The organism is Nocardia colli (assembly GCF_008704205.1).
Lineage (GTDB): Bacteria > Actinomycetota > Actinomycetes > Mycobacteriales > Mycobacteriaceae > Nocardia > Nocardia colli.
Map to the genome: position 1 here is coordinate 24,371 of NZ_VXLC01000014.1, position 17,627 is coordinate 41,997.

The 17,627-nt window shown below is 67.1% G+C and carries 19 protein-coding genes; 12 read left to right on the forward strand and 7 right to left on the reverse strand.

Features of this window, described 5'->3' with window-relative positions; all coding sequences use genetic code 11:
• Positions 1–20 precede the first annotated feature (20 nt).
• The 3 genes from F3087_RS24530 to F3087_RS24540 are packed head-to-tail and all read left to right on the forward strand — an operon-like array spanning position 21 to position 1,868.
• On the forward strand, positions 21–554 hold the full coding sequence (locus F3087_RS24530; protein WP_150404390.1) for a hypothetical protein: 534 nt from the start codon (positions 21–23) through the stop codon (positions 552–554).
• A 43-nt stretch (positions 555–597) separates the two neighbouring features.
• Positions 598–1,272 carry a TetR/AcrR family transcriptional regulator gene (locus F3087_RS24535; RefSeq protein ID WP_150404391.1) on the forward strand — a complete coding sequence of 225 codons (675 nt, stop codon included), beginning with the start codon at positions 598–600 and terminating at the stop codon, positions 1,270–1,272.
• On the forward strand, positions 1,269–1,868 hold the full coding sequence (locus F3087_RS24540; protein ID WP_150404392.1) for a TetR/AcrR family transcriptional regulator: 600 nt from the start codon (positions 1,269–1,271) through the stop codon (positions 1,866–1,868). Before F3087_RS24535 ends, F3087_RS24540 begins: the two co-directional genes overlap by 4 nt.
• On the opposite strand, the gene pip is transcribed toward F3087_RS24540, so the two are convergent.
• From pip to mptB, 5 genes are all read right to left on the reverse strand, one after another.
• Positions 1,865–2,824 carry a prolyl aminopeptidase gene (gene pip / locus F3087_RS24545; protein WP_150404393.1) on the reverse strand — a complete coding sequence of 320 codons (960 nt, stop codon included), beginning with the start codon at positions 2,822–2,824 and terminating at the stop codon, positions 1,865–1,867. The two genes, F3087_RS24540 and pip, sit on opposite strands and share 4 nt — an antisense overlap.
• Positions 2,825–2,917: 93 nt before the next feature.
• Positions 2,918–3,886 (reverse strand): COX15/CtaA family protein, encoded by a 969-nt coding sequence (locus F3087_RS24550; protein WP_150404829.1) that lies wholly within the window; start codon positions 3,884–3,886, stop codon positions 2,918–2,920.
• 56 nt (positions 3,887–3,942) lie between these two features.
• Positions 3,943–4,734 carry an ABC transporter permease gene (locus F3087_RS24555; protein WP_150404394.1) on the reverse strand — a complete coding sequence of 264 codons (792 nt, stop codon included), beginning with the start codon at positions 4,732–4,734 and terminating at the stop codon, positions 3,943–3,945.
• On the reverse strand, positions 4,731–5,663 hold the full coding sequence (locus F3087_RS24560; RefSeq protein WP_150404395.1) for an ABC transporter ATP-binding protein: 933 nt from the start codon (positions 5,661–5,663) through the stop codon (positions 4,731–4,733). Before F3087_RS24560 ends, F3087_RS24555 begins: the two co-directional genes overlap by 4 nt.
• On the reverse strand, positions 5,660–7,354 hold the full coding sequence (mptB, locus tag F3087_RS24565) for a polyprenol phosphomannose-dependent alpha 1,6 mannosyltransferase MptB (protein ID WP_223885310.1): 1,695 nt from the start codon (positions 7,352–7,354) through the stop codon (positions 5,660–5,662). Before mptB ends, F3087_RS24560 begins: the two co-directional genes overlap by 4 nt.
• A 93-nt stretch (positions 7,355–7,447) precedes the next feature.
• Here mptB and F3087_RS24570 point away from each other — a divergent pair, with 93 nt between their 5' ends.
• From F3087_RS24570 to F3087_RS24610, 9 genes are all read left to right on the forward strand, one after another.
• Entirely contained in the window at positions 7,448–8,206 is a 759-nt protein-coding gene (locus tag F3087_RS24570) for a TetR/AcrR family transcriptional regulator (protein ID WP_150404397.1), read from the forward strand.
• Positions 8,207–8,245: 39 nt separating this feature from the next.
• Positions 8,246–9,265, forward strand: coding sequence for a zinc-dependent alcohol dehydrogenase (locus F3087_RS24575; protein WP_150404398.1), 1,020 nt, complete (start codon positions 8,246–8,248; stop codon positions 9,263–9,265).
• Between the two features lie 356 nt (positions 9,266–9,621).
• Positions 9,622–10,425, forward strand: a complete 804-nt coding sequence (locus tag F3087_RS24580) for a helix-turn-helix transcriptional regulator (protein ID WP_150404399.1) — start codon at positions 9,622–9,624, stop codon at positions 10,423–10,425.
• Positions 10,422–11,858, forward strand: a complete 1,437-nt coding sequence (sufB, locus tag F3087_RS24585; RefSeq protein ID WP_150404400.1) for a Fe-S cluster assembly protein SufB — start codon at positions 10,422–10,424, stop codon at positions 11,856–11,858. The genes F3087_RS24580 and sufB overlap by 4 nt, the downstream gene beginning before the upstream one ends.
• Positions 11,858–13,066, forward strand: a complete 1,209-nt coding sequence (gene sufD / locus F3087_RS24590; RefSeq protein WP_191094126.1) for a Fe-S cluster assembly protein SufD — start codon at positions 11,858–11,860, stop codon at positions 13,064–13,066. Before sufB ends, sufD begins: the two co-directional genes overlap by 1 nt.
• Positions 13,067–13,133: 67 nt before the next feature.
• Positions 13,134–13,910 (forward strand): Fe-S cluster assembly ATPase SufC, encoded by a 777-nt coding sequence (gene sufC, locus F3087_RS24595; protein WP_150404401.1) that lies wholly within the window; start codon positions 13,134–13,136, stop codon positions 13,908–13,910.
• 1 nt (position 13,911) lies between these two features.
• Positions 13,912–15,165, forward strand: a complete 1,254-nt coding sequence (locus tag F3087_RS24600) for a cysteine desulfurase (RefSeq protein ID WP_150404402.1) — start codon at positions 13,912–13,914, stop codon at positions 15,163–15,165.
• Positions 15,166–15,168: 3 nt separating this feature from the next.
• Positions 15,169–15,648: a Fe-S cluster assembly sulfur transfer protein SufU gene (gene sufU, locus F3087_RS24605; protein WP_150404403.1), complete on the forward strand. Its 480-nt coding sequence runs from the start codon at positions 15,169–15,171 to the stop codon at positions 15,646–15,648.
• Positions 15,645–16,013, forward strand: coding sequence for a metal-sulfur cluster assembly factor (locus F3087_RS24610; RefSeq protein ID WP_107657857.1), 369 nt, complete (start codon positions 15,645–15,647; stop codon positions 16,011–16,013). Before sufU ends, F3087_RS24610 begins: the two co-directional genes overlap by 4 nt.
• Before the next feature lie 107 nt (positions 16,014–16,120).
• Here F3087_RS24610 and F3087_RS24615 read toward each other — a convergent pair whose 3' ends face one another.
• Together F3087_RS24615 and F3087_RS24620 are read right to left on the reverse strand one after the other, a co-directional pair.
• Positions 16,121–16,771 (reverse strand): hypothetical protein, encoded by a 651-nt coding sequence (locus F3087_RS24615; protein ID WP_150404404.1) that lies wholly within the window; start codon positions 16,769–16,771, stop codon positions 16,121–16,123.
• Positions 16,761–17,417: a CDP-alcohol phosphatidyltransferase family protein gene (locus F3087_RS24620; protein ID WP_150404405.1), complete on the reverse strand. Its 657-nt coding sequence runs from the start codon at positions 17,415–17,417 to the stop codon at positions 16,761–16,763. Before F3087_RS24620 ends, F3087_RS24615 begins: the two co-directional genes overlap by 11 nt.
• Between the last annotated feature and the right edge of the window lie 210 nt (positions 17,418–17,627).

The window sequence follows — 17,627 nt, forward strand, 5'->3', positions numbered from 1 at the left end:
CCATACGTGTCGCTACCTCGGTGAATGAGCCGAATTTTCTGCGGCGCAACGGCATCAGCTACGTTCTCGGCGGCCTGACCGTCCTGCTCACCGTGCTCAGCATCGCGCTCGGCCTGTCCTGGCAGTCCACCTCCGACGATCTCAGCGCCCTGCGCGGGCAGAACGCCGATCGGGACAAGGCCGCCGAGATCGCGAAGGACTACACCCTGCGCTCGCTCACCTACGACTACAAGAACCTGCCCGGGTTCTTCGACGGCGTGCAGCGCGGCACCTCCGACGCGCTGCGCAAGCGCTACGACGAGGTGCACGACACCTTGGCGAAGATCATGAACGAGGCGCAGGTGGTGGCGACCGGGCAGGTGCTGGGCACCACGGTGGACGCGCAGGGCAACGAGCAGTTCTCGGTGACGGTGTTCGCGACGCAGAAGACGCAGAACATCCAGCAGCCGACGCCGGCCACCGTGCCGAACCTGCTGGTGGTCACCGTGGCGAAGAACGGCGGCGACTGGCAGGTGGTCGACTACGGCCCGAAGGGCGAGGCGCCGGCGCGTTGATAGGCTGACGAGCTATTTGTGCTGGTTCTGACGAAGGAGTGCTGTGCCGGAGCAGCCCCGCGCCGCCCGTCGTGGTCGGCCACCGCTGGCCGGTCTGCCGGAACGGCGCAGGCAGCAGATCATCGAGTCGGCCTATGCGGTGTTCGTCGAGCGGGGTTACGAGGCGACCGCGATCTCCGATGTGGCCGCGCACGCCGGCATCGGGCAGGGCACGGTGTACCGGTACTTCGCGAGCAAGCGCGAAATCCTCGACCATGTGGTCGATTTCGGGATCGAGAAGCTCATCGGCGCGCTGGAGCCGCAGACGCTGCTGAGCCGTCCGACGTCGGCGCAGGAACTGCTGGCGGGGGTGCGGGCGGCCATCGTGCGGTTGTACGCCATGCTCGAGCACGATCCGGACTTCATCCGGCTGGTGCTCGTCGAGGCGAACGCGATCGACAAGGAACTCAGCGATCGGCTGCTCGGGCTGGAGTTGCTCGTCAGTACCTTTGTGGCGCAAGAACTTCGGCGTGGAGTATCGGCCGGGTGGATTCGCGCGGACATCGATCCCGAAGTGACGGCGCACATTACGATGACCCTGGTGGTGCCCGGGTTGTTGCAGGAGATGCGCGGGGACAACACGCCGCAGGCGCGGGAGCGGGTCACCGACGGGGTGCTCATCGTGCTCGAAAAGGCTTTGCGGCCACGCGATTCCGTCGCCGCCGGAACCGGGCTATGAATGCTGCCCAACGGCGCGCCGAGCTCGTGTTCGCCGCCTATGAGTTGTTCGTGGACAAGGGGTATCGGGCGGTGGTCGTCGCCGATATCGTCGCCCGGGCCGGGGTCAGCCACGGCACCTTCTACAACTACTTCACCAGCAAGCGCGACATCCTCGACGCGGTCATCGACCACTACTTCGAGTTGATCCGCGACCGGGTGTTCGGCCGGGCGGTGACCGGACATCGGCCGCAGACGCTGGACGAGTTCTGCGTGCTGTCGGGGCGGGTCATCGATCAATGCTACGAATTGGTCGGCGACGAACCGGGTTTGGTGACCTTCATCCTGCTCGAGGCGACCTCGATCGACGACCGGGTGGCCGAGCGTTCGATGCGGAACCTGACCATGTACGGCGACGAGGCGACCGCGTGGATCAAGCACGGAATCGCCCTCGGGTACCTGGATTCCGCGCTCGATCCGCGCTTGACCGGCGAGATTCTGCTCTCGATCCTGTTGTCCGCCTTGCTGTCCGCGATCCGGGCCGGCGCGGACGGGCTGGATCAGGTGCGGGTGCGCACCGACCTGGTCGGGTTCGCCCGGGCGGCGCTCGAACCCTAGCGGCGGCCGAAGCGGGCGAGGGCGTCGAGGATGCTCGCGCGCATGGCCGGGCTGCCGGTGTGGCCGGATTCGTCGATGACGTGCAGTTCCGCGTCGGGCCAGGCCTGGGCCAGCTGCCAGGCGTTCTGCAGCGGGGTGCCGAGATCGAGGCGTCCGTGGATCAGTACGCCGGGGATTCCCGCGAGTTTGTGTGCCTCGTCGAGCAGTTGCCCGTCCGGAATCCAGGCGTCGTTGGCGAAGTAGTGCGTGCAGATCCGGACGAAGGCGAGCAGCGCGTCGTCCGGTTTGTCGCTGTAAGCGCCTGGGTGGCCGAGGGTTTCGTGCGCGATGACGGCGTCCTCCCACGCGCACCAATTGCGGGCCGCCGTCGCGCGCACGTCCGGATCTGGATTGTTCATCAAACGGCTATATGCGGCAACGAGATTCCCGTCGCGTTCGGATTCGGGCAGTGCGTTGCGGAACGTCTCCCACGGGCCCGGCAGGAAGCGCGCGACGCCGCGGTAGAGCCAATCGGTCTCCTCCGGCCTGGTCATCGTAACGCTGACCAGCACGATCTCGGACACCCGCGCGGGATAGCGTTCGGCGTAGGCGAGGATCAGCGTCGAACCCCAGGAACCGCCGTACAGCAGCCACTGCTCGATGCCGAGGTGTACCCGGAGCCGCTCCATGTCCTCGATCAGGTGCTCAGTGGTGTTGTGCGCCATATCGACTGCCGGATCCGAGGCATGCGGCAGGCTCTCGCCGCAGCCGCGCTGATCGAACAGCACGATGCGGTAGACGGCGGGATCGAAGTTCTTCCGCGCGCCGCGCTTACCCCCGCTACCCGGTCCGCCGTGCACCACCAGGGCCGGCTTACCGTCCGGATTACCGCTGGTCTCCCAGTAGATCCGGTTGCCGTCGCCGACCTCGAGCAGTCCGTGCGCGTAGGGCTCGATCTCCGGAAATGGTTGCGTCACTTCGACGATGCTAGAAGACCCGCGCGGCCTCGGGCCGGCGGGTCCGGGCATGCAGCGCGAGCACGAATCCCGCCGCGGCGGCGATGACGCCGGTCAGGCGGACTGCTTCGCGGTGACGGTCGCCGGCAGTGGCTCGTGCGTGCGCAGCGAAGCCCACAGTGCGGCGGTGGCGGCGACGCAGGCGGCGGCCCCGCCGACGTGGATGACCACCAGCGCGGCCGGGACGTGGGTGAAGTACTGCACGATGCCGACCAGGGATTGCGAGCAGACGAGCGCGAGCAGCACGAACAGGCGCTTGCGGATCGCGGGGGTGACGCCGACCGCGAACAGGCCGAAGCCCAGGCCGATCAGCAGCGCCAGATAGCCGACGAGCAGCTGCGAATGCAGATGCACCAGGGTGACGATCTCGATCTGCAGGCGCTCGACCTGGCGCTCGATGCTCTTGTCGCCCGCGTGCGGTCCGGCGGCGGTGACCAGCGTTCCGGCGATCAGCACGCCGCTCAGCGCGACACCGCTGAGCGCGGTCAGCCAGCGCAGCGGCGCGGGCGCCTGCACGGTGTCGACGCCGTCGTCGGGTTCGCTGATCTTCGCGTAGAGCACCACGGACAGCCAGACCATCAGCATCGAGGCCAGCAGGTGCACCGAGACGGTCCACCAGAGCAGCCCGGTGCGCACGGTGATGCCGCCGATGACGGCCTGCAACAGCGTGCCGCCGGGCATCAGCCAGGCATAGATCAGCACGTCGCGGCGGCGCCGGGCGCGGATGACCGCGAGCACGATCAGCGCGGCGGCCAGCGAGACGACGAAGGTGAGCAGCCGGTTGCTGAACTCGACGGCCTGATGCAGCACCGGCACCTCGGACACGCCGACCGGGGTGAAACTGCCGGGGAAGCACCGCGGCCAGGTCGGGCAACCGAGGCCGGAGGCGGTGACCCGGACGACGGCCCCGGTGACCGCGATGCCCGCCTGCGTGAGGATGACCGCGATCGCGGTCAGGCGCTGCACCCGCAGCGAGGGCAGCGGCAGCTTGTCGACGAGTCGCAGAAAGGCGCGATACAGCACGTCACGATGGTAGAGCACGGTCAACTACACGCTGTCGTTGGTACCGGCTCGGCGGCCTACTCGAAGCGGAAGTAGCGCGCGGCCAGCAGACCCGAGACCGCGCCCCACACGGCGAGCACGGCGATGCCGAACCAGTCGACGCTGCTGCGCATCGCGTCCTCCAGGGTGACCGCCAGCGCGCCCGAGGGGACCAGGCGGGCAAGCACATTCACCGCGGCGGGCAGATCGTCGGAGGCGAACACGACGCTGGCGATGCCGAGCATGACAAACCACAGGATGTTCGCCAGCGCCAGCACGATCTCCGCCTTCAGCGTGCCGCCGAGCAGCAGGCCCATCGCCGCGAACGTCGCGGTGCCGAGCGCGATCACCAGCGCGCCGAGCGCGAGTCCGGCCGGCTCGGGGCGCCAGCCGAGCGCGAAGCCGATCACGCCGAGCAGAATCGCTTGCAGCACAACGACGATCAGCACGGCCGCGCTCTTGCCCGCGATGATGCCCCAGCGGGGGAGCGGAGTGGCGCCGAGGCGTTTCAGCGCGCCGTAGCGGCGGTCGAAGCCGACCGCGATGGCCTGTCCGGTGAACGCGGTGGACATCACCGCGACCATCATCACTGCGGGCACGATCTTGTCCACCCGGTCGTCGCCGAGGTCGCCGAACGGCAGCAGGCTGAGCCCGACCAGCAGGGTGATCGGGATGAACATGGTCAGCAGCAGCTGTTCGCCGTTGCGCAGCAACAGGATCAGCTCGAGCCGGGTCTGCGCGAGCATCATCGCCGCGCGCGAGCTCGGCCGCGGGTCCGGGGCGAAGGTGCCCGGGGTGAAACGGTTGGCGGTCAGGTCGGGCTGAGTCATCCGCGTAGGTCCCGTCCGGTGAGTTCCAGGAAGACGTCTTCGAGCCTGCGCTGATCGATCCGGATGTCGGTGGCCAGCACGTTCACTCGCGCGCACCACGCGGTCACCGTGGCCAGCACCTGCGGATTGATCTCGCCCTCCACCAGATACGTGCCCGGGGTCGTCTCGCGCGGCGAGAAACCTTCCGGCAGTGCCGATTTCAACAGATCCAGATCGAGTTTCGGTGGGGCGGAGAAGCGTAACTGTCCCGCGGCGCCGTGCGCGGTCACCTCGGCGGGCGTGCCCGACGCGACGATCCGGCCGTGATCGATGATCACCAGCTGATCGGCCAGCTGCTCCGCCTCGTCCATCAGATGCGTGGTCAGCACCACGGTGACCCCGTCGCGCCGCAACGCATCGATCAACTCCCACACGATCAGCCGCGCCTGCGCATCCAACCCCGCCGTCGGCTCATCCAGGAACACGATCTCCGGCTTCCCCACCAGCGCACAAGCCAACGCCAACCGCTGCTGCTGCCCACCGGACAACCGCCGATACGGCGTCCCCCGATTGTCCTGCAACCCGAGCGTCTTCAACAACCACTCCGGATCCAGCGGATCAGCAGAATAAGCCGCCACCAGATCGAGCATCTCGCCCGCCTTGGCCCCCGGATAAGCCCCGCCCCCCTGCAACATCACCCCGATCCGCGGCCGCAACCGATCCGAATCCGCAATCGGATCCAGCCCCAGCACCCGCACCGCCCCCGCATCCGGCGTAACAAACCCCTCACACATTTCCACCGTGGTGGTCTTGCCGGCCCCGTTGGGGCCGAGCAGCGCAAGTACCTGCGCGCGTTCGACATCGAAGCTCAAACCGTCGACCGCCGTGGTCTCGCCATAACGCTTGACGACACCGTCGACGCGAACGGCAGGTCCGGAGGCTCGGTTCACGATGTCACACCGTAAGAGGTGGGCAGTTGTGACGGAGCCGACACCCCCTGCTGCGCCCGCCACGGCAGTTTGTTTCGGGTTATCACGATGAACAGCACCGAGACGATCACGGTGGCGATCGCGGCGCCGACGATCTGGAACACCTCGAGATCGGCGCCGCGCGGCATCAGGATGACGCTGACCACCGCCGAGAAGGCCACGGCCGGAACGCGGAACGCCGGCCGGGTCGCCCAAGCGGCCAGCGGCACGATCGCCCACAGCACGTACCAGGGCTGCACCACGGGGAACAGCAGCACGATCGCACCCATCGAGACGCCGAGCGCGCCGACCGGATGCAGCCGGCCGACACCGGTGGCGACCAGCATGCGCACCGTGAGGAAGCCCGCGATCACCGCCGCGATCGGGCGGGTGATGCTCAACAGCGCGGTGGTGTGATCGCCGAGTCCGAGCAGCACCCCGCCGAACCCGGTGATGATGCTGAGCACCGTCGGCACCGACATCCAGCTGCGCACCTTGTTCGCGACATTGAGCGTGTGGATCCAGCCGAAGCCGAGCCCGCTCATCGAACCGATGAAAAGGGTGGTGCCGATCGCGATGGCGCCGAGCATCGCCGCGGCGATGAGCACATTGCGCAGGTTGAATCCCCAGCGTCGAGCCAACGCCATGCCGACGAACCCGAGCGCGACGATCGAGGTGAGCTTCACCGACGACGAGAGCGTGATGACGATCGCCCCGCCGATCAGCCACGTGTAAGCCCGGCCGTCGAACGGATGTATGTCTTCGATTGCTCGGAGGCAGAACTCCATGCCGGCCAGCATCAGACCGAGCATCAGCGCGTCGTTGTGCACGCCGCCGACCAGGTGGAACAGCACCAGCGGATTCGCGGCGCCCAGCCACAGCGCGCTCACCGGCGCCACGCCGCAACGCACCGACAGCCGGGGCAGCGCCCAGACGATCAGCGCGACGCCGGCCAGCGCGAGCATCCGGTGCACCCACACGCCCGCGATGATGTTGTCACCGGTGATCTCGGCGATGCCACGACCGAGCCAGAGGAACAGCGGCCCATACGGCGCCGGGGTGTCACGCCAGATGTTCGGCACGTTGTTGGTCAGCACGTTGTCGATGCCGAGCCCGGCGACCGGGCCCTCCTGATACGGGTCTATGCCGCGCGCCGCGATTTCGCTTTGGGCCAGATACGAATACACGTCGTTGCTGAACAACGGTGGCGCGATGCTGAGCGGGATGATCCAGAGCAGGAGCGTGCGGTCGAGCTGGGAACGGCTGAGCCGGTGCAGCGGAGACCCGCCGATACCGCCGACGGCGAAGCGCCCCAACAACAACCAGGCCAGGACCACCACGACCGTGCCGGTCATGCACATGGCCAGTGATCCGGTGTGGGCGCGGGCGAAGATGCCTAGGACGCGGACGCCGGAGGTGGGGTTCTGGTGGACGGGTTGGGCGCCGATGCCGAGGGCGCTGATCGCCATCAGGACGGTTCCGGTGGCGCCCATCAGGCGGATGCGGTCCAGTTGGACGCGTTCTTTCCGGTCGAGGCCGGGAACCTCGGTCTCGTCCTGGTGCAGGACCGCGATCGTGTGATCGGCGGTCGGCACGTCCAACCCGAGTGCTCGGCGCCCGAATGCCAGTGTCCTGCGCCGCGCGCCCTCCAGTACCGCCACGAGACGAAGCATAAGGGGCGCGGTCGCGGACAGTCCCGGCACAGACCGGTGACGGCGGTGCTCGTTCCGATCGGCAGCGTCGCCGACCGGGGCACAATCAGACACATGGTTTCGGAGTCCAGGCGGCGGATCGAAGTCGCCGCGTGCGGGCTGCTCGCGCGGCACGGGTATCACGGGTTCGGTCTGAAGGCGTTGAGCGAGGCGGCCGGATTGCCGTATGGCTCTATCTACCACCACTTTCCAGGGGGCAAGGAGGAGATCGCGGTGGCCGCGATCACCGGCACCGGGACGCTCACCGGGCGGATGATCCGGCAGGCGCCGACGGACGTGTTCGCCACGACGACCACCATTTTCGAGTTCATGGTGCGCAAGCTGGCCGCCTCGGAATGGGACGACGGATGTCCGATCGGCACGCCTGCGCTGGACGGCGGCAGTGATGCCGAGTCGATCCGCGCCGCCTGCGCGACCGCCTTCGAGGCGATGGAGCAGGCGTTCGCCGGACTGCTCGCCGAGCTGGGGTTGTCCGCGCAGGACGCGGGGGAGCTGGCCACCACGGTGGTCGCCGCGTACGAGGGCGCGACCATCCTGTCCCGGGTGCGGCGCTCGGAGGCGCCGCTGCACACGGTGGCGGCGGCGATGGAGCGGCTGATCCGGGTGACGTTCACCGAGGCCGGCCTGCCGAACGGCGATCCGGGTACGCCGGACAGCGGCGAGTCGGGCACCGGGTCGTCGGATGTCGACGCGGGAATGATCGAGGTGGACCAGGCGGCCTCGGTCGAGGAGCGGGTGGTCGCGGCCGCCGCGGAATCCGAGGTCGCCGGAATTGTTCCGGAAGTTATTGCCGAGCAGGGAAATTCCTTGTGAGGCATTGACTAGAAAGAACGTTCTAGCGAGACTCGGACGATGAAGCGTCTGATGTTGACCGGTCCCGGCGAGCTGCGCTGGGAAGAACACCCCGAACCCGAGCTCGCCGAACCGGGACAGGCGCTGGTGCGCCCGATCGCCCTGGCCACCTGCGACATCGATCCGGCCGTGCTGCGCGGCGCGTTCCCACTGCCGGGTCCGTACTCGTTCGGGCACGAGGGCGTGGTCGAAGTCGTCGCGATCGGCGATGCGGTGCGCACCGTCGCGGTCGGCGACCGGGTGGTGGTGCCGTTCCAAATCTCTTGCGGCACATGCCCTGCCTGCCTGCGCGGCCGCACCGGCAATTGCACCAGCCATCCGCCGCTGTCCAGTTACGGCCTCGGCCCGCTCGGCGGCCTGGACTGGGGCGGACTCTGGGCCGACCTGGCGCTCATCCCGCACGCCGACGCCATGCTCGTGCCGCTCCCGCCCGGCATCGACCTGGTCGCCGTCGCGAGCGCCAGCGACAACATCCCCGACGGCTATCGCGCGGTCGGCCCGCAGCTCGCGGACAACCCCGGCGCCGAGGTGTTGATCATCGGCGGTCCGGCGGCGCCGTCGATCGGCCTCTACGCCGCAGGCCTCGCCGTCGCGCTCGGATCGGCGCGGGTCGTCTACCTCGACGACTCCGTCGAACGGCTGGAGATCGCGAAATCCCTGGGCGCCGAGGCGATCGAAGGCCCGCGCGACGCCCGCGTCGGCCGATTCCCCATCACCGTCGAATCCGCGGGCGGCGCAAAGGCGTTGCGCGCCGCGATCGACGCCACCGCCTACGACGGCTGGTCCACCAGCGTCAGCGTCCAGCTCACCGACGTGCCGCTGCCGATCTTCGAGATGTACTCCCGCTGCTGCACGTTCCACACCGGACGTGCGCACGCCCGCCCCGCCATCCCCGAAGTCCTGGACCTGGTGGCGGCCGGCCGCTTCGATCCGTCGCTGGTTACCACCCGGACAGCAAACTGGGACGACGCCGTGGACGCTCTGCTGGAGACGCCGATGAAGCTCGTCGCCGTCCGCTGAACCGTCTCGGCGAGGTGGTCGAATGACCATGTGTGATGTATCGCACTGATCACGATCGGGACCGAATGGACCGTCGAAACATCAGCGGCCCAGTCGGCCGATCCCGCGGCGGCGAACTGCTCGCATGTCGCGACGCTCGGCGGCTGTTCACCGAACCAGCAGGTCAAGGCCCATATTTGTGGTCGTTTTAAGACTCGGCTTAAATAGCGGCCTACTCGCGTATCGATCCGCAACTCCGCGGCACCGCGGATCGCCCTCCGCGAGACCCCGGACCGACGGTCTGTGCAGGTCACGAGCCCCGAGAACTCAGGGCACCCTTATTAGATTTCGGGAACGAATTCCGCCACACTGATGTTGTGAAAACCGTGGGTTTGCGGGATGAGGACGAAAGGGCTGGTCGTAAGGCCGGTACCGGGTCGTCTGCTGCGCCCGCGACCGCAGGCGAGGGACACACCCGCGCGGCCATCGTTCAGCTGCTGCTGGAAGAGGGCCCGATCACCGCGACCGCCATCGGCACCACGCTGGGCCTCGCCCCGGCCGGCGTCCGGCGGCACCTGGACGCACTGATCGACTCCGGTCAGGCCCGGGCCAGCAGGTCCGCGCCGTGGCAGCAGAAGGGGCGCGGCCGTCCCGCCAAGCAGTATCAGCTCACCGCCGCGGGCCGTGGCCAACTGGGTCACGCCTACGACGACCTGGCCGGCGCCGCGATCCGCCAGCTCGGCGAGATCGGTGGCGAACAGGCCATCACCGAGTTCGCCCGGAAACGGGCCAGGACTATCGTGGCCGGGATCGCACCGGTCGAGGAGCACACGCCGCAACGCACCGAGGCCAAGGCCGAGGAGATCGCGGACGCGTTCACCGAGGCCGGTTTCGCCGCCTCCACCCGCAAGGTGGGCACCGGCGTGCAGATCTGCCAGCACCACTGCCCGGTCGCGCACGTCGCGGAGGAATTCCCGCAGCTGTGCGAGGCCGAACTCGAGGCGTTCCGTGACCTGCTCGGCACCCATGTGCAGCGGCTGGCCACGATCGCCAACGGCGACTGCGCATGCACGACGCACGTGCCGCTGCTCGTACTACCGATCACCAAAAAAACTTCACCAGAAATCGCTGCACAGCCCGCAGCGGTACGAACGAACGACTCCGGAAGGAGTGCCGAATGACGACAACCACCGACCAGGTGCAGCCGCTCACTCAGGAAGAGACCATCGCTTCGCTGGGTAAATACGGCTACGGCTGGGCCGATTCGGATGTGGCCGGAGCCAGCGCGCAACGAGGCCTGTCCGAGGCGGTTGTTCGCGACATCTCGGCGAAGAAGAGCGAGCAGGACTGGATGCTCGACATCCGGCTCAAGGCGCTGCGCATCTTCGATCGCAAGCCCATGCCGAACTGGGGTTCCAACCTCGACGGCATCGACTTCGACAACATCAAATACTTCGTCCGCTCCAGCGAGAAGCAGGCGGCGACCTGGGACGACCTGCCCGAGGACATCAAGAACACCTATGACAAGCTCGGCATCCCGGAAGCGGAGAAGCAGCGCCTGGTCTCCGGTGTCGCGGCGCAGTACGAGTCCGAGGTCGTCTACCACTCCATCCGTGAGGACCTGGAGAAGCAGGGCGTCATCTTCCTCGACACCGACACGGCGTTGAAGGAGCACCCGGAGCTGTTCCAGCAGTACTTCGGCACGGTGATCCCCGCGGGCGACAACAAGTTCTCCGCGCTGAACACCGCCGTGTGGTCGGGCGGCTCGTTCATCTACGTGCCGCCGGGCGTGCACGTCGACATCCCGCTGCAGGCCTACTTCCGGATCAACACCGAGAACATGGGCCAGTTCGAGCGGACCCTGATCATCGTCGACGAGGGCGCCTACGTGCACTACGTCGAGGGCTGCACCGCGCCGATCTACAAGTCGGACTCGCTGCACTCCGCGGTGGTCGAGATCATCGTGAAGAAGGGCGGCCGCTGCCGCTACACGACCATCCAGAACTGGTCGAACAACGTCTACAACCTGGTCACCAAGCGGGCCAAGGCGGAGGCGGGCGCGACCATGGAGTGGGTCGACGGCAACATCGGCTCCAAGGTGACCATGAAGTACCCGGCGGTCTGGATGACCGGCGAGTACGCCCGCGGCGAGGTGCTCTCGGTGGCGTTCGCCGGCGAGGGCCAGCACCAGGACACCGGCGCGAAGATGCTGCACCTGGCGCCGCACACCTCCTCGAACATCATCAGCAAGTCGGTGGCGCGCGGCGGTGGCCGGGCCTCCTACCGCGGCCTGGTGCAGGTGAACAAGGGCGCGTACGGGTCGAAGTCGACGGTGAAATGCGATGCGCTGCTTGTCGATACGATCAGCCGCTCGGACACCTACCCGTACGTCGACATCCGCGAGGACGACGTGACGATGGGTCACGAGGCCACCGTGTCGAAGGTGTCCGAGGACCAGCTGTTCTACCTGATGAGCCGCGGCATGACCGAGGACGAGGCCATGGCCATGGTGGTGCGCGGCTTCGTCGAGCCCATCGCCAAGGAACTGCCGATGGAATACGCGTTGGAACTGAACCGGCTCATCGAGCTGCAGATGGAAGGAGCCGTCGGCTGATGGCGACAGGTGTCATTGGAGCGGTCGAGGGCGAGAACCCCGCGAAGCCGATTCAGAACCCGGGCGCTGGGGCCGCGACCAACAAGGGCGAGGTCTTCACCTCGTTCGACGTCAACGCCTTCGAGGTGCCGTCGGGCCGCGACGAGGAGTGGCGGTTCACCCCGCTGCGCCGGCTGCGCGGCCTGCACGACGGCTCCGCGGTGCGTGACGGTCAGGCCACGGTCGAGGTCAGCTCGGTCGAGGGCGTTCAGGTGGAAACCGTCGGGCGCGCCGACGAGCGCCTCGGTGCCGCCGGTACCCCCGCGGATCGCGTTGCCGCCCAGGCGTTCTCGGGCTTCGAGTCGGCGACCATCGTGTCGGTCGGCGCGGAGTCCGAGGTCGCCGAGCCGGTGGTCGTCACGGTCACCGGCCCCGGCGAGGGCCGGACCGCCTACGGCCACTTGCAGATCCGGCTCGGCAACTTCGCCACCGCCACCGTGGTCATCGACCAGCGCGGCAGCGGAACCTACGCGGAGAACGTCGAATTCGTGCTCGGCGACAGCGCCAAGCTGACCGTCGTCGCGGTGCAGGACTGGGCCGACGACGCGGTCAACGCGACCGCGCACCACGCGCTACTCGGCCGCGACGCCACGCTGCGCCACATCGCCGTCACCCTCGGCGGCGACCTGGTCCGGCTCACCGGAACCGTCCGCTACGCGGGCCCCGGCGGCGACGCCGAGCTGCTCGGCCTCTACTTCGCCGACGCCGGTCAGCACTTCGAGCAGCGCCTGCTGGTCGACCACTCGCAGCCGAACTGCAAGTCGAACGTGCTGTATAAGGGTGCGCTGCAAGGCGATCCGGACTCGCCCAAGGGCGACGCGCGGACCGTGTGGGTCGGCGACGTGCTGATCCGCGCCGCCGCCGAGGGCACCGACACCTTCGAGGTGAACCGCAACCTGGTGCTCACCGACGGCGCGCGCGCCGACTCGGTGCCGAACCTGGAGATCGAGACTGGCGAGATCGCCGGCGCCGGTCACGCCAGCGCCACCGGCCGCTTCGACGACGAGCAGCTGTTCTACCTGCGCGCCCGCGGCATCCCGGAAGACGTGGCGCGCCGCCTGGTCGTGCGCGGCTTCTTCCAGGAGATCATCCAGAAGATCGCGGTCCCCGAGATCCGGGAGCGGCTGGAGTCGGCCATCGAGGCCGAGCTCGCCGCTGTCGGCGTCTGATGCGCGACTGCTTGCAGGTCGCGCACAACAACACAGCCACTCACTCCCACAAAGGAACTCGAATTCGATGACCACCCTGGAAATCAAGGACCTGCACGTCGAGGTCGCCAACCCGGACGCCTCCGGCGAGCCCATCAAGATCCTGAAGGGCGTCGACCTCACCATCAAGTCCGGTGAGACGCACGCCATCATGGGCCCCAACGGCTCCGGTAAGTCGACCCTGTCCTACGCGATCGCCGGCCACCCGAAGTACACGGTGACCTCCGGCTCGATCACCCTCGACGGCGAGGACGTCCTCGCGATGTCCGTCGACGAGCGGGCGCGCGCGGGCCTGTTTCTGGCCATGCAGTACCCGGTCGAGGTCCCCGGCGTCTCCACCCCGAACTTCCTGCGCACCGCCGCCACCGCCGTGCGCGGCGAGGCGCCCAAGCTGCGGCACTGGGTCAAGGAGGTCAAGGAGTCGATGGCCGAGCTGGAGATCGATCCGGCCTTCGCCGAGCGCAACGTGAACGAGGGCTTCTCCGGCGGCGAGAAGAAGCGCCACGAGATCCTGCAGCTTGGCCTGCTCAAGCCGAAGATCGCCATCCTGGACGAGACCGACTCCGGCCTGGACGTCGACGCGCTGCGCATCGTCTCCGAGGGCGTCAACCGCTACAAGGAGCGCGAGAACGGCGGCGTGCTGCTGATCACGCACTACACCCGGATCCTGCGCTACATCGAGCCGGAATTCGTGCACGTCTTCGTCAACGGCCGCATCGTCGCCGAGGGCGGCTCGGAGCTGGCCGACGAACTCGACGCCAACGGCTACGTCCGTTTTACCCAGACTGCTATTGCGGGAGCTTGATATGACCGCCACGGTCCGCACCCTCGACGTGGCCCGTATCCGGGCCGACTTCCCGATCCTGAGCCGCACGGTTCGGGACGGGAAACCGTTGGTGTACCTGGACTCCGGCGCGACCTCGCAGCGACCGCTGGCGGTGCTCGACGCGGAACGCGAGTTCCTGGTCACGCACAACTCGGCGGTGCACCGCGGTGCGCATCAGCTGGCCGAGGAGGCGACCGACGCCTACGAGAGCGCCCGCGCGGACATCGCCCGGTTCGTCGGGGTCTATGCCGACGAGATCGTGTTCACCAAGAACGCGACCGAATCGCTGAACCTGGTGACGTACTCGTTCGCCGACGATCGGTTCCCGTATCAGGTCGGTCCCGGTGACGAGATCGTCATCACCGAGCTGGAGCATCACGCGAATCTCGTTCCGTGGCAAGAGCTTGCGCGGCGGACCGGCGCGACGCTGAAGTGGTACGGAGTGACCGACGACGGGCGGATCGATCTCGATTCGCTCGAATTGTCGCCCGCCACCAAGGTTGTCGCGTTCACGCATCAGTCCAACGTGACCGGCGCGATCACCGATGTCGCCGAATTGGTCCGCCGGGCAAAGGCGGTCGGCGCGCTGACCGTGCTCGACGCCTGCCAGTCGGTGCCGCACCTGCCGGTGGATTTCCGTGAGCTCGAGGTTGATTTCGCGGCGTTCTCCGGGCACAAGATGTTCGGTCCGTCCGGTGTCGGCGTGCTGTACGGGCGGCGTGCGCTGCTGGCCGAGACGCCGCCGTTCATCACCGGTGGTTCGATGATCGAGACCGTGACCATGGAGGCCACCACCTTCGCGGCGCCGCCGCAGCGGTTCGAGGCCGGCGTGCCGATGACCTCGCAGGTCGTCGGATTGGGCGCGGCCGTGCGGTATCTCGAAGCGCTCGGCATGGATGTCGTTGCGGAGCACGAACATTCGCTGGTCGGTGCCGCGATCGAGGGGCTGAACGCGATCGACGGTGTGCGGATCCTCGGCCCGGTCGAGAACGTGGACCGGGGTGGCGCGGTGTCGTTCGTGGTCGACGGTATCCACGCCCACGACGTCGGTCAGATTCTCGATGACGAAGGTGTCGCCGTCCGGGTCGGCCACTTCTGCGCGTGGCCGCTGCTGCGCCGGTTGGACGCCGCCGCGGCGGTACGCGCCTCGTTCGCCGCCTACAACACGCTCGACGAGGTCGACGCACTGGTCGCGGCCGTGCGGAAGGCTCAGAGCTTCTTTGGGGTTGCATAGAACATGCGCATGGAGCAGATGTACCAGGAAGTGATCCTGGACCACTACAAGCACCCGCATCACCGCGGGCTGCGGGAGCCGTTCGGTGCCGAAGTGCACCACGTGAACCCGACCTGCGGTGACGAGGTCACTCTGCGCGTGCAGCTCGACGCCAACGGGGACGTCGCCGACGTCTCCTACGACGGTCAGGGTTGCTCGATCAGCCAGGCCTCGACCTCGGTCCTCACCGACCAGGTGATCGGCCTGCCGGTGCAGCAGGCGCTCAAGGTGGTCGACTCGTACAGCGAGATGATCTCCAGCCGCGGCACCGTCGAGGGTGACGAGGACATGATCGGCGACGGCATCGCCTTCGCCGGCGTCTCCAAGTACCCGGCGCGAGTGAAATGCGCCTTGCTCGGCTGGATGGCGTTCAAAGACGCGGTGGTCCGGATAACCTCGGCAGAAGAGGCGCAACGTTCGATGGGAAACGGGGATCAGGCATGACCGACACACCGGCAACCGAGACGGCTGAGCAGGTCGAGCTGTCCGCCGAGGACATCAAGCGTCTCGAGGACCTCGAGGAGGCCATGCGCGACGTGGTCGACCCCGAGCTGGGCATCAACGTCGTCGACCTCGGCCTGGTCTACGGCCTGTCCGTGCAGGACGAGGTGGCCATCCTCGACATGACCCTCACCTCCGCCGCCTGCCCCCTCACCGACGTCATCGAAGACCAGTCCCGCAACGCCCTCGTCCGCAGCGGCCTGGTAGACGACCTCAAAATCAACTGGGTCTGGATGCCCCCGTGGGGCCCCGACAAGATCACCGAAGACGGCCGCGAACAACTCCGCGCCCTCGGCTTCACCGTCTGAGTTCAGTTTCACCGACAGCCGCTGAACGGAATGCCCTGGTCGAAGGGTGTTTCCTCAGCGGCTGTCGGCGTTTGTGCAGAGTGTCGTTGCTCGTCGGCCTGGCGGGGCTAGCCGAGGTGCCGACGGCGAATCACTTTGATCCCCAAGGCGACCATGATGGCGATAGATATGGTTCCGAAATTCATCCAGAAGTGCATGGAGCTCGGTGGAGCTTGGGCTAGCTCGCGCAGCATCGGATGTTCGAATGCCATTGTTGCCAGCAGGAAGCCAGCGAACAACCACAACACAATTATTGATCCCATGAACTTTCCCGGGTTCATCGCATTGGGTGCCAAGGCGATCGAGGTGGCCAGAATTGGTACGTAAGGGCTGTGTTCTAGTCCGCCGGTCTGCATGACGAGGAAAGCGAGCGCCAGGAATTGTGCGGTCGATGATGACCACACGAAGACCCAGTAAACCCACGGCGGCAATTCCGTCCGTTCACGGGCGGGCCGGACAGCGGCTGCGTTTCGCACCGCCTCGACCGTATCGTCGATCATCGTCGTTCCTGCGCCGATCACCAGCATGCCCAGGATCGCGCAGATCAGGTAGACGACGAAGGTCTGGCGGGGCACTGGGACCTGATCGCCGTAGAACCCCCACATGATGGCAATGAACAAGCCCACCAAGATTGCGGCAAGCGTGTTGACACCGGATTGCCTTTTCGTGGTCAGCGTCGCCAGGGCGCTGTTTCCGTCTTCGGAGGGATCAGGTGTCACTGCGACCCCTCTGTGGCGATGGCCAGGTGGCTGGCACCTGGACGATGCCGATGAGACTCCGGTCGGCGGTCAGCCGCACCATCTGAGCTGCATAGGTAATGGTGCACCACGCGAGGCCGGCAACCATGCTCCATGTCAGTGGCCACGGCACCTGACCTGTGTACGTCAGCAGACCTCCGGTCATGGCCGTTCCAATGCCTAGTGCCTTGTGTGGCAACGCACCGACACCGATGAAGCCGCGGCGGATCGCCTTGGTCGCCATGTACGACTGGAGGCAGTCCCTGACGATGAGCGCGAGCCACACCACCGGCACCGTGAAGGTGGCGATCGAGTAGGCCAGAAAGGCGCTGTGGATGGCCGCTCGATCGACTGTCGAATCCAGGGCGCGGCGGGTCATCGACTCCGGGCCGAACTTGCGGGCGAAGATCCCATCTAGGATGTCAAGGACCACAAACAGAATCAGCCCCCCGACGGTGATATTCGGCGAGTGTGTGAGAACTCCGTAGATCATGACCGGAATCAAAGGTAGCCGCACATACGTCACGAGCACCGCGAGATGCTGCATCTTGGGCGGGGTAGCGGTCTCCAGGAGCAGCATGGCGATGCCTTTCGTTGGGTGCGGATCAGAGTACTGATCGTCCGGCATTCTCGAGTGTCAATGAATACGCCTGTGGGAAAGCGGTTTTCAGTTCAACTCGATGTCTATCGAAACAAAACTTCTCTTGATGGAAATTGGTCGGGTGACCGACAGGGGTTGCGCGGACGGTGAGCATCGGCTCTGCGCCGCTGGGAAGGTACTGGAGAACTGCGGTCGTCGCCTGCGAAGGCGGCTAGTCGGCCGAATCTCGGTCGGCGC